The organism is Saccharopolyspora sp. NPDC000995 (genome assembly GCF_053599315.1).
This window is the reverse complement of record NZ_JBSFLZ010000105.1, coordinates 1-11,750: the sequence shown is the minus strand read 5'-3', so window position 1 is coordinate 11,750 and position 11,750 is coordinate 1. Positions and strand designations below refer to the sequence as shown.

General features: G+C 69.5%; 11 protein-coding genes. 5 read left to right on the top strand and 6 right to left on the bottom strand.

The window, feature by feature from the left end; translation table 11 throughout:
- Positions 1 to 156: 156 nt before the first annotated feature.
- Entirely contained in the window at positions 157 to 903 is a 747-nt protein-coding gene (locus ACWDKQ_RS27075) for a DUF3153 domain-containing protein (protein WP_450141584.1), read from the top strand.
- Positions 904 to 906: 3 nt separating this feature from the next.
- Here the strand turns inward: ACWDKQ_RS27075 and ACWDKQ_RS27070 are convergent, their stop codons facing one another.
- Positions 907 to 1,776, bottom strand: a complete 870-nt coding sequence (locus ACWDKQ_RS27070; RefSeq protein ID WP_450141596.1) for a methylenetetrahydrofolate reductase — start codon at positions 1,774 to 1,776, stop codon at positions 907 to 909.
- A gap of 231 nt (positions 1,777 to 2,007) precedes the next feature.
- Between ACWDKQ_RS27070 and ACWDKQ_RS27065 the strand changes: the two genes are divergently transcribed.
- Together ACWDKQ_RS27065 and crtI are read left to right on the top strand one after the other, a co-directional pair.
- Positions 2,008 to 3,138: a polyprenyl synthetase family protein gene (locus ACWDKQ_RS27065; RefSeq protein ID WP_450141583.1), complete on the top strand. Its 1,131-nt coding sequence runs from the start codon at positions 2,008 to 2,010 to the stop codon at positions 3,136 to 3,138.
- Complete coding sequence (crtI, locus tag ACWDKQ_RS27060; RefSeq protein WP_450141582.1) at positions 3,138 to 4,601, top strand: phytoene desaturase family protein; 1,464 nt, start codon at positions 3,138 to 3,140, stop codon at positions 4,599 to 4,601. The genes ACWDKQ_RS27065 and crtI overlap by 1 nt, the downstream gene beginning before the upstream one ends.
- A gap of 153 nt (positions 4,602 to 4,754) precedes the next feature.
- Here crtI and ACWDKQ_RS27055 read toward each other — a convergent pair whose 3' ends face one another.
- Entirely contained in the window at positions 4,755 to 5,120 is a 366-nt protein-coding gene (locus tag ACWDKQ_RS27055) for an Rv2175c family DNA-binding protein (RefSeq protein ID WP_202798810.1), read from the bottom strand.
- A 163-nt stretch (positions 5,121 to 5,283) separates the two neighbouring features.
- Between ACWDKQ_RS27055 and pknB the strand changes: the two genes are divergently transcribed.
- The gene (gene pknB / locus ACWDKQ_RS27050; RefSeq protein WP_450141581.1) at positions 5,284 to 7,272 is read left to right on the top strand and encodes a Stk1 family PASTA domain-containing Ser/Thr kinase; all 1,989 of its coding nucleotides are present in this window, start codon (positions 5,284 to 5,286) and stop codon (positions 7,270 to 7,272) included.
- Positions 7,273 to 7,468: 196 nt separating this feature from the next.
- A complete protein-coding gene (gene mptB / locus ACWDKQ_RS27045) occupies positions 7,469 to 9,061 on the top strand; it encodes a polyprenol phosphomannose-dependent alpha 1,6 mannosyltransferase MptB (protein WP_450141580.1) in 1,593 nt (530 codons plus the stop codon).
- Here mptB and ACWDKQ_RS27040 read toward each other — a convergent pair.
- The 4 genes from ACWDKQ_RS27040 to ACWDKQ_RS27025 form a co-directional block, all read right to left on the bottom strand.
- A complete protein-coding gene (locus ACWDKQ_RS27040) occupies positions 9,015 to 9,308 on the bottom strand; it encodes a hypothetical protein (protein ID WP_450141579.1) in 294 nt (97 codons plus the stop codon). The genes mptB and ACWDKQ_RS27040 overlap by 47 nt on opposite strands.
- Positions 9,309 to 9,390: 82 nt before the next feature.
- Complete coding sequence (locus tag ACWDKQ_RS27035) at positions 9,391 to 10,830, bottom strand: class II 3-deoxy-7-phosphoheptulonate synthase (RefSeq protein ID WP_450141578.1); 1,440 nt, start codon at positions 10,828 to 10,830, stop codon at positions 9,391 to 9,393.
- Positions 10,831 to 10,970: 140 nt separating this feature from the next.
- Positions 10,971 to 11,192 carry a DUF397 domain-containing protein gene (locus ACWDKQ_RS27030; protein ID WP_450141577.1) on the bottom strand — a complete coding sequence of 74 codons (222 nt, stop codon included), beginning with the start codon at positions 11,190 to 11,192 and terminating at the stop codon, positions 10,971 to 10,973.
- 71 nt (positions 11,193 to 11,263) lie between these two features.
- A complete protein-coding gene (locus ACWDKQ_RS27025; protein ID WP_450141576.1) occupies positions 11,264 to 11,572 on the bottom strand; it encodes a hypothetical protein in 309 nt (102 codons plus the stop codon).
- Positions 11,573 to 11,750 lie beyond the last annotated feature (178 nt).

Genomic DNA, 11,750 nt, shown 5'->3' with positions numbered 1-11,750 from the left:
CGCACCAATGCCCCTCACGCTCCGCGGCGAAGCCAGGTCCGCACGGAAATGGGGCACCCCACTGAGCCGAACGTGGTGTCGGAAAGCGATCTCAGCTGCTTCTCCTATTACCGCGCACGAAGCGGCTACCTCAAGAGTCGCCGCGAGGACTAACGGATGCCGGAGTCGGGAAGGCTGCGCTCTTTCAAGCTCGCGGGGCAGCGGAAACATGCTGTGGGTGGGAAGATCGCCCGAGTGGACGCCAAGACGCCGCGCGGCCGCGCCGCGCTCCTGACGGTCCTGATCGGCGTGCTCGGCACGCTGCTCAGCGGGTGCCTGCACGTCAACGCCGCGCTGAACATCTCCGGCGAAGACCTGGTGTCCGGCGAGGTCCAGCTGTCCACCCAGATCGCCGACGGCCAGGCCCCGTTCCGGTTGCAGCCGCCCGAGAACCTCGCCGACCGGGTGCAGGTCACGCCGAACGACGACGGCGGACGGACCGGCTCGCACCTGTCGTTCCACGACCTGACCTTCCCCGAGGTCGAGCAGCTCGCCGAGGCGCTGAGCCCCACCGACTCCCGGTACCGGCTGCGCCTGTCCCGCTCCGGCTCGCTGGTGTTCTTCGAAGGTTCGGTGGACCTGACCCCGCTGGCCGACACCGACTCCGGCGTCGACCTGAAGATCAGCGCACCCGGCGAGATCACCAACACCAACGGTCAGGAGAGCGCCGGCACGGTCACCTGGTCGCTGGAGCCCGGCTCGGTCACGGAGCTGTTTGCCACCTACCAGTTCTCCAACGCCGCTGGCATGGACTGGATCGGCTGGGCGCTGCTGGTCGGCGCGCTCACCTTCGGCGCGGCAGTCGTCGTGACGCTGCTCGCGCTGCGCACCCACATCCGCACCCGGGCGGAGCAGAACGCCTGAGCCTCAGAGGCCGAGGTTGGCAACCACCTGGCGCGTCGCCTTCGAGCGGTTGAGGGTGTAGAAGTGCAGCGCGGGCACACCTTCGGCGATCAGTCGCTCGCACAACCGGGTCACCAGGTCCACGCCCGCTGCCCGGAATCCAGCCGGGTCCTCCGCCAGCGGCATCAGCTGTTCCGACACCTCCGCAGGCACCGGCACCCCGGCGAGCTCGCCGAACTTTCCCAGTACCCGCGGGGTGGTGATCGGCATGACTCCCGGCAGCAGCGGCACGTCGCAGCCGCGGGCGACCATCCGATCGCGCAGCCGCAGGAAGTACTCCGGCTCCAGGAACAGCTGGGCTATGGCGAACCCGGCACCGGCCCGGATCTTGCGCACCAGGTGGTCCGCGTCGAGGTCCAGGTCGGTGGAACGCGGGTGGCCGTGCGGGAAGGCCGCCACCCCGACGCAGAACTCGCCGAGCTCCCGGACCAGCCGGACCAGGTCCTCGGCGTAGGTCAGCCCCTCGGGGTGCTGGCGCCATTCGCCGTTCGGGTCGCCCGGCGGGTCGCCGCGTACGGCCAGCACGTTCTGCACCCCGGAGGCCGCGTACCAGCCGATGACATTGCGCAGTTCGGCAACTGAGTGGTCCACGGCGGTCAGGTGCGCCATCGGCGTCAGCGTGGTCTCCTGCGCGATGCGACCGGTGGTGCGGATGGTGCGGTCCCGGCTGGATCCGCCGGCGCCGTAGGTCACCGAGACGAACGCGGGGTCCAGCGGTTCCAGCTCCCGGACCGCCCGCCAGAGGATGCGCTCCTCGTCATCGGTGCGCGGTGGGAAGAACTCCACCGAAAAAGTCGTCTTCTCGGTGTTCAACCGATCTACCACCGCCGTCATGCCGAACAGGATAGTGAACCGTCCCACGACCGGTCTGGCGGTACGAGCAACAGCCCCCGCTGGAGCCGCTCGACGCCGATTCGCGCACATTCGGGTGGGGAAGCGCACGCTGCCTTGCTCGAAGAGTGCACCGCAAGACCATCCGACTACGCTCCGGAGTCAATCCGGTGACTCCGGACACCCCTTCGGACCCGGCCGTCTCCGCTCGGTGGCATCGCGGAGGATGGAGGTGTGCCCCCATCGAATTCGACCGCCGTGCAAGCAACCGGCAAGGACGACGTCGTCGTGGAACTCGACCTCCCAGGTCAGGTCCAGCACACGCTGACCGAATACCTGCAGACCCGCCGCGCCGAGGCAGCCGACCTCGACCCAGCGTTCGCGGCTGCGGTGGCCGAGCTCTCCGGGTTCGTCCTCGGCGGCGGGAAGCGGATCCGCCCGACCTTCGCCTGGTGGGGCTGGCGGGCTGCCGGCGGACCGGCGGAGGGGCCGACGGCGCAGGCGATGCTGCGGGCCGCGAGCGCACTGGAGCTGCTGCAGGCCTGTGCGCTGGTGCACGACGACCTGATCGACGAATCGGACACCCGGCGGGGCAACCCGACCGTGCACCGCAAATTCGAGGAGATCCACCGCGAGTCCGGGTTCTCCGGTGCTGCCACCCAGTTCGGGCTGGCCGCCGCGGTGCTACTCGGGGACCTCGCGCTGTCCTGGGCCGACGACATGCTGCACAGCGCCGGGATCGCGCCGGAGGCGCTGGCCCGCGCGCTGCGCCCGTGGCGCGCGATGCGCACCGAGGTGCTCGCCGGCCAGTACCTCGACGTGCTCGGCCAGTTCCGCGGCGACGAGACGCCGCAGGCCGCGCTGCAGATCTGCCAGCTCAAAGCCGCTTCCTACACCGTTCAGCGGCCGCTGGAGCTGGGCGCGGAGATCGCCGGCGCGGACCCGGACGCGCTGCAGGCGTTGCGCCGCTTCGGTTCCGACATCGGCGTCGCCTTCCAGCTCCGCGACGACCTGCTCGGCGTCTTCGGCGACCCGGAGGTGACCGGCAAGCCGGCCGGGGACGACCTGCGCGAGGGTAAGCGGACGGTGCTGATCGCCGAGGCCGTGGCGGTGGCCCGCGAGCATGCCGACCAGCCGACGCTGGACCTGCTACGCGACGTGCTCGGCGACCCCGAGCTGGACGCAGACCGCGTCGAGCAGGCCCGACAGGTGCTCAACCGGATCGGCGCGGTCGAGGCTGTGGAGAAACGGATCACCAGTCTGACCGGATCGGCGATGCGCGCGCTGCACACCGCGGGGTTGGCCGAACCGGCCGCGTCGCGGCTGGCCGAGCTGGCGATCGCGGTCACCGACCGCAGCCACTGATGCGCACGGTATCCGGCCGGACCGATCACGTCGTGGTCGTCGGCGCTGGGCTGGCCGGGTTGTCTGCGGCCCTGCACCTAGCGGGCGCCGGGCGACGGGTGACGGTCGTTGAACGCGCCGGACTGCCCGGCGGGCGGGCCGGGTTGCAGGAGTTCGCCGGGTATCGGATCGACACCGGCCCGACCGTGTTGACCATGCCCGAGCTGGTCGGCGAAGCCTTGGGTGCGGTCGGCGAATCGTTGTCCGAGCGCCTCGACCTAATCCCGCTGCACCCGGCCTACCAGGCACGGTTCGCCGACGGCTCGACGCTCGACGTGCACACCGACGCCGCCGCGATGGAGCAGGAGGTGCGGCGGTTCGCCGGGCCCGCGGAGGCGGCCGGGTACCGGCGGCTGCGGCGCTGGCTGACCGAGGTGTACCGGGCGGAGATGCACCGCTTCATCGACGCGAACTTCGACTCGCCGCTGGGCCTGGCGTCGCCGGAGCTGGCGCGTCTCGCGGCGCTCGGCGGTTTCGGTCGGCTCGGCCCGGCGATCGGCCGGTTCCTGTCGGACGAGCGGCTGCGCCGGGTCTTCTCCTTCCAGGCCCTCTACGCGGGACTGGACCCGCGCCGCGCGCTCGCACTGTACGCGGTCATCTCCTACATGGACACCGTCAACGGCGTTTGGTTCCCGCGCGGCGGCATGCATGAGGTCCCGACCGCGCTCGCCGATGCGGCGGCAGGTGCGGGCGTCGAGTTCCGCTACAACGCCGCGGTGACCGAGTTGGAGCGGCGGGGCGACCGGATCGCCGCGGTGCGCACGTCAGACGGTGCCCGCATCGCTGCCGACGCGTGCGTGCTCACCCCCGACCTGCCGGTCGTGCGCGAGCTCCTGGACCACCGCCCGCGACGGCGGTTGCGCTGGTCACCGTCGGCGGTGGTGCTGCATGCCGGGACCACCCGCGGCTGGTCCGACGCCCACCACACGATCTCCTTCGGCGCGGCCTGGCACGGCACGTTCACCGAGATCATCCGCGAAGGCAGGCTGATGACCGACCCGTCGCTGCTGATCACCCGTCCGACCGCGACCGATCCGTCGCTGGCACCCGATGGTCGCGAGCTGCACTACGTGCTCGCGCCGTGCCCGAACCTGCGCGCGGGGCCGATCGACTGGGACCGGGTCGGCCCGGCCTACCGCGACGAGCTGGTAGGCACGCTGCAACGGCGCGGTTTCACCGGCTTCGGTGCCGCGATCGAGGTGCAGCAACTGGTCACCCCGGCGGACTGGGCGGCCCAGGGGCACGCAGCAGGGACGCCGTTCTCAGCTGCGCACACCTTCGCGCAGACAGGGCCGTTCCGGCCGCGGAACCTTGTGCGCGGCCTGGCTAACGCCGTGCTCGCCGGATCCGGCACGACACCCGGCGTCGGAGTTCCGCCGGTCCTGCTGTCCGGCAAGCTCGCCGCACAACGCATCACCGGCTGACCGATGTTCGCGCAGTTCAAAGGCCACAAGCACTGCTGAGTGCCATAGTTGCCAGCAGTGCTCACGGGCTACAGGCACGCGAAACTACAGGTTCGGGCCTCCGGCCCGGCTGCGCTCGCGACTCGCCGGGCCTCCCGAACCCTTCCGATGGCCTCAGAAGCCCATCGCCTGGGCCCGCCGCTTCACTTCCCGGCCGCGGTCGCCGCGCAAGGCGTCGATCGGCGTTCCGGGCAGCGAGTCATCCGGGGTGAACAGCCACCGCAGGATCTCGTCCTCCTGGTAGCCGTTGTCCCGGAGCAGCGTGATCGTGCCCGCCAGGCCCTTCACCACTTCGGTGTCGGTGAGAAACGCGGTGGGCACGCCCAACACGCCGTTCCTGCGCAGAGCGAGCAAATGGCCATCTCGGATCAGTTGGTGCACCCGGGTCACGGGCTGACCGAGCCGCTCGGCGACGTCGGGCAGCGGGACAACCTCCACATCGGGAGCGAGCACATCCGGGGCAGCAGGGATCGCACTCACGCTGCACACCTTGCCACATGACCGACCGCGATGCCGCACACCGCACGAGTTACGACGATCAAGATCGTGATCGATCCCGCGCCCGAGTGCGGAGGCGTTCCCCGGACTGCCCGCTCGGCCTGCCACAATCGGGCTGGAAAGGTTACCCGGCGGTTGGCGGAAGATGACTCCTGAGACACGCTCCAGCGGCGGCGCGAGCCTCGTCGGAGCCATACTCGAAAGCCGTTACCGGGTCGATTCACAGATCGCCCGCGGTGGCATGTCCACGGTTTACCGCGGCCTGGACACCCGGCTGGACCGGCCGGTGGCCATCAAGGTGATGGACGCCCAATACTCCGGCGACCGCTCGTTCGTCGAGCGCTTCGAGCGAGAGGCGCGCGCTGCGGCCCGGCTGCACCACCCCGACATCGTCGCCGTCTACGACCAGGGCGTAGACCACGGCCCAGTCGGCGACCACGTGTTCCTGGTGATGCAGCTCGTCGAGGGCTGCACGCTGCGCGATCTGATCATGGACCGGGGCGGCCGCCTGCCGCTGGCGATGTCGATGAGCGTCATGGCGCCGGTGCTCTCGGCGCTGGGCGCCGCGCACCAGGCCGGCATGGTGCACCGCGACGTCAAGCCGGAGAACGTGCTGATCGGCGCCGGCGGTTCGGTCATGGTCGCCGACTTCGGTCTGGTCAGGGCTGCGGCCGAGGCGGGCACGACCAGCGGCAGCGTCATCCTGGGCACAGTCGCATACCTGTCGCCGGAGCAGGTGACGACCGGGGCCGCCGACGCCCGCTCCGACGTCTACGCCGCCGGGATCGTGTTCTACGAGATGCTGACCGGCCGCCCGCCCTACGTCGGCGACACCGCGCTTTCGGTGGCCTACCGGCACGTCAACGACGACGTCCCGCCGCTGAGCGAGCTGGTCCCGGAGATCCCACCGGCCGTCGACGACCTCGTCTTCCGCGCCACGCGGCGCGATCCGGCGCAGCGCCCGGAGAGCACCGAGGCGTTCCTCGCCGAGCTGGAGCGGGTGCGCACCGAACTCGGCATCGCCCCGGTGGCCGTGCCGGTCCCGGAGTCCGAGGAGCGCACCAGGCAGCTGACGCCGCCGGTCGCGGCCGGAGATCCGCCGACCGAGCAGATCCCGGCCGTCCGCGACACGCCCCCCGTCGGCCCGCAGCGCACCCGCGCGATGGCGCGGCCCGCCACCGGCGACCACACCCAGGAGTTCTCCACCGTGGCCGCTGCGCCCAGTGGGCCGGAGCGGGATCGCCGCCGCGGCAGGCGGACTGTAAGGGTGTGGACCGTCGTGGTCCTGGCGCTGGCCGTGCTGGTGGGAGGCGCGGCTTACTGGCTGGGCATCGGCAGCTACGTGCAGGTGCCGCGCGTCGTCGGCGAGCAGGAGGTGGCGGCACAACAGACGCTGGAGGGCGCGGAGCTGACGGGAAATGTCACCAAGGAATACAACAACACCATCGCGGAAGGCGTGGTGATCAGCTCCAACCCCGGTGAGGGCTCCCGGGTGCGCAGCGGCGGCACCGTGGATCTCGTCGTCTCGCTGGGCAAGCCCAAGGTTCCGCAGATCGCCGAGGGCACCACGGTGGCCGAGGCGGAGAGCGCGATCCGCAACGTCAAGCTACAGCCCAAGCACGACGAGTCCGGCGACCAATACCACACCACGGTGCCTGAAGGCCGGGTCATCAGCGTCAGCCCCGCCCCCGGCACCGCGCTGAACATCAGCACCGAGGTCACCCTGATCGTCAGCAAGGGCCCGCCCCCGGTGAAGGTGCCCGACGTGCGCGGGATGAGTCGGGACGACGCCTTCACCACGCTGCGCAACGCCGGCTTCGACCCCTACGAGGCGGGTCGCCAGTTCGACTCCGGCGTCGACGGCGACCACGTCATCAGCACCGATCCGGCCATCGGCAGCGAACTCCGGCTGGTCGGCCAGCCGCGGATCGGCCTGGTGCTGTCCAACGCGGTCCAGGTGCCCAGCCTCAACGGTGTCCAGGTGGACCAGGCGAAGCAGCAGGTCGCCGCGCTGGGACTGCAGCTGAGCGTGCAGGCGTTCTTCGAGCGGCCGAACATGGTGATCTTGGGCCAGTACCCGCTTCCCGGCAGCCGGGTCGAGCCCGGCACGACGATCCACGCGACCGCGTTCTGAACCGGCCGGAAACGCATGACGCGCAATGTGATCCTGATCTCTTCTCATCGCTGTAACGTTTTCGCCCTGCCAGGGTCTACCAGCGGGGACTCGACGCCCGACCGTCACCGAAAAGCGGGACCGAAGGCCACGACAGGACCGATCTGACCTGGTCACGGCGGCTCGGACGATCGGTTGTGGAACTATTGGGAGCACAATGCCCCCGAGTGTTTCGATCGAGTCGGCCCCCGACTGGTCCGAACGGACCAACAACACCACAGCCGACCTGCCCAGTCTCGGCGGACGTCGGCCACCTCGTCGTCCGCTGCCCTTGCGCACAATCGCATTGGGCGTGATCGGGTCCGTGCTGCTGCTGGTCGGCTCCTTCGGTGCCGGCGGGACGCTCATCCACGATCCCGTCCTCGGCTCCGGGCCGCTGTCGGTGCTGCGCTACGGCCACGGTCGCGACGTGGCGGTGACGGTCGTCTACATCGGCTTCGCACTGCTGGTGTGGGCGTGGGTGCGGCTGGGTCGCGGAGTGATCGCGCACCTGGTGACCTCCCGCGGCGTGCTGTGGGCGACCGCCGCCTGGCTCGGCCCGATGCTCATCGCGCCGCCGCTGTTCACCCGCGACGTCTACAGCTACCTGGGCCAAGGCCTGCTGGCGCTGAACGGCCTCGACCCCTACGGCGTCGGCCCGTCCGCCCTGACCGGCCCGATCCCGGAGAACGTGCACCCGACCTGGCAGACCACGCCCGCCCCGTACGGGCCGCTGTTCATAGGAGTCGCCAAGGGCGTGATCCTGCTAGCCGGGCACGACATCATCGCCAGCGTCATCGTGATGCGGCTGGTGCTGCTGGGCGGCCTGGTGATGCTGATCTGCGCCCTCCCGGGCCTGGTCCGGCACCTCGGCGGGCGGCTGCCGGTCGCGCTCTGGCTGGTCGCAGCCAGTCCGATGACGGTGGTGCACCTGGTCGGCGGCCCGCACAACGACATGCTGATGATCGGGCTGCTGTCGGTCGGCACGCTGCTGATGCTCGAAGGCAAGAACGTCGCCGGGATCGCGCTGGTGTCGGCGGCGATGGCCATCAAGGCGACCGCCGGGCTCGCCCTGCCGTTCCTGGTTTGGATCTGGGCGTCCCGGCTGGAGGGGCCGCTGTGGCAGCGTTTCCTCCGCGCCGTGTTCCCAGCGGTGGGCGTATTCGTGGTTGTCTTCGGTGCTTGCACTGCGCTCGCCAAGGTCGGTTTCGGCTGGCTTTCCGCGCTGTCCGCGCCCGGCATGATCGTCAACTACCTGTCCGCGCCGACCGCCGTCGGGCAGGCGCTGCACAGCCTGGTGTCGCTGTTCGGCGAGACCAACATCTGGCCTTTCGTGGGCGCCACGCGCACGATCGGCTCGGTGCTTCTAGTGGCGATCCTCGCCTGGAACTGGTGGCAGGCCCGCGACGGCGGGCCCGAGGCGGTGCGCCGGGCGGCCATCGTGCTGTGCTGCGGCGCGCTCCTGTCTCCTGTCTTGCTGCCGTGGTACACGACCTGGGGCTTGGCCCTGGGCAGCGCCTTCCTCTGGACTCCGCAGGCGCTGTCCTACGTAGTCGGCGCCTCGATCGCGCTGGTGCTGGCCTACTACCCCGACGGCGAACAGGCGATGTACAACTGGCCGTTCGTCGCGGTCGGGATCGGCGCCGCCCTGCTCGGCGCGCTGTCGCTGGTCCGCTTCGACCCGCTGGGACTAAGCCGCACCTTCGGCAAGCTATCGCGCACGGTCACGACTGGCCAGCTGCCTCGTGAAGCGCACGGACCAAAGCGCTGACCGAATCATCCACCCCGGCCAAGTTGCAGTGGTGCACCAGGAACAGCTCGCGATGTTGTGCCGGGTCCGCGGCGACGACGTGCACCCTCGGGTCCCGGAACGCGGTCAAGGCGAGTCGGGGTAGCAGCACCACCCGGAGTCCGGCCGCGACCCATGCCTGGGTCACCACGTAGTCGTCCGTTTCTTCGCGCAGTGCGAATCGCGCACCGCCCACCTCGTCGAGGTCTGCCGAACCGCCGGCTTCCACCCAGGGATGTCCATGCCGGGCGAACCGTGGGAGGGCCCGGAACAGCTCGGGTTCCGGGCCCTCCCGCGTGCTTCCTGCTGGTTCAGCCGCGCAGCATCTCCGCGACCAGGAATGCCAGCTCCAGCGACTGCTGGGTGTTCAGGCGCGGGTCGCAGGCCGTCTCGTAGCGGCCCGCCAGATCGGCGTCGGAGATCTCCTGGGCGCCGCCGAGGCACTCCGTGACGTCCTCGCCGGTCAGCTCGATGTGGATGCCGCCCGGGTGCGTGCCGAGCCGGTGGTGCACCTCGAAGAAGCCCTGCACCTCGTCCACGATCCGGTCGAAGTGCCGGGTCTTGTAGCCGGTGCTGGCCTCGTGGGTGTTGCCGTGCATGGGGTCGCACTGCCAGATCACCTGGTGCCCGGAGGCGGTGACCTTCTCCACGATCGACGGCAGCACGTCGCGCACCTTGCCGTTGCCCATCCGGCTGATCAAGGTGAGCCGGCCGGGCTCGTTGTTCGGGTCCAGCCGCTCGACGTACTCGACGGCCTGCTCGGGCGTGGTGCCCGGGCCGATCTTGATGCCGATCGGGTTGGAGATCAGCTCGGCGAACGCGATGTGCGCGCCGTCCAGCTGGCGGGTCCGCTCCCCCACCCACAGGAAGTGCCCAGCCAGGTCGTACAGCCGCGACTGGTCGCCGGAGGAGTCCAGCCGGAGCATGGCGCGCTCGTAGTCCAGCACCAGCGCCTCGTGGCTGGCGTAGAAGTGCACCTCGTGCAGGCTGGAGTCGTCGACGCCGCAGGCGGCCATGAAGCGCAGGCCGCGGTCGATCTCGGCGGCAACCGACTCGTAGCGCTCACCGGCCGGCGAGTTGAGCACGAAGTCCTTGTTCCAGTCGTGCACCTTGGTCAGCGCGGCCATCCCGGCGCTGGTCAGCGCGCGAGAGAGATTCATCGCGGCGCTGGCGTTGGCGTAGGCGCGGATCAGCCGCGACGGGTCGTGGCGGCGTGCCTCCTCGGTGGCGACCAGCGAGTTGATCATGTCGCCGCGGTAGGACGGCAGGCCCAGCGCGTCGGTGTTGCTGGACCGCGGCTTGGCGTACTGCCCGGCGATCCGTCCGACCTTGACCACCGGCATGCTCGCGCCGTAGGTCAGCACCACCGCCATCTGCAGCAGCGTGCGGATGTTGCCGCGGATGTGCGGCTCGGTGTTGTCCGCAAACGTCTCCGCGCAGTCTCCGCCCTGCAGCAAAAAGGCCTCGCCCCTGGCGACTGCGGCGAGGTGCTGACGCAGTTGGTCCACCTCGGAGGGAACGGTCACCGGCGGTACGCTCTCCAGCACCTTCCGGACGTTGTCGGCGTGGTCCTGGTTCGGCCACTGCGGCTGTTGCACGGCAGGGCGGGCCAGCGCGTCGTCGAGGCGGGCGCGCATCTCCGGCGGCAGCGGCGGCAGCTCGGGCAGGTCATCTACGGGGACGTCGACGGTCCATGATTTCAAACCAGACGCATCGGTGCCTTGAGCTGCGGTTGCGGGGTCGGTCGCCATGCTCCATATGGTAGCGAGGCTGTCACCCGGATATCGCACAGGCCGATGCCCCCAGGGACCTTTGGCCCGAGGCACCCGACAAGGCCCGAAACACAAAAAGACGCCCCCACCCGAAGGCAGGAACGTCTTGGTTGGCCAGGTCAGACCGCGAACTGGTCGAACTCACCGTTCTTCGCGCCGTCGAGGAAGGCCGCGAACTTAGCGCGGTTGGTCGTCAGAACCACCGACCGGTCTTCGCTTTCCACGAGGTGAACTCGGCCCTCAGCACCCGCAGCGACGTGCAGACACTCTTTGCCGTCGATGTGAGACCGGCTGGCCTTGACGAACTCCAGCTCAGCTCCGTTGACCATGAGCTTCATCATTTCCGTGCTCCATCTCTGGATCACGGGCCGCAGACAACACGCTAGCCGAGCACGCCTCGGAGATCGATAGGCTAATCGGGTCGTCGCAGCTGGATCTTGCTGCTGGAGATCGGGTTCGAGTCGCCTGTGATCTTGTCGAAGATCTTGCCGTACTTCGTCTGCTCCCACTTGATGTCACCGACGATGCTCAGCTTGTCGCGGTGCAAGGCGTGAAACTCGCCGTCGTCGATCATGCGGGCCATGTAGTCGTAAGCCCACCCCGGCGCGTTGGATTGATCCCAGAACGCCCCGCAGGCGAAGCAGTCGAGCCGGAAGACGGCTTGCTCGATGTTGGCCGGGAAGTGCGCGGCTTGCAGGCGGACACTCTCGTAAGGATGCAAACACCGATGCGGAGGTGCCCAAATTTGGCTCGGATACTCCGGATCGCGGCCGACTGGTATGTCAAGCTTGTCAAAATCCATGACTAGTACGGCAGCAGCCATTCGCTAGCTGACCTGGGTGATCTTGGTGTCGCGGGCGAGTCTGGTGCGTTTGTGGTGCCATCGTGATCGTGCTTGG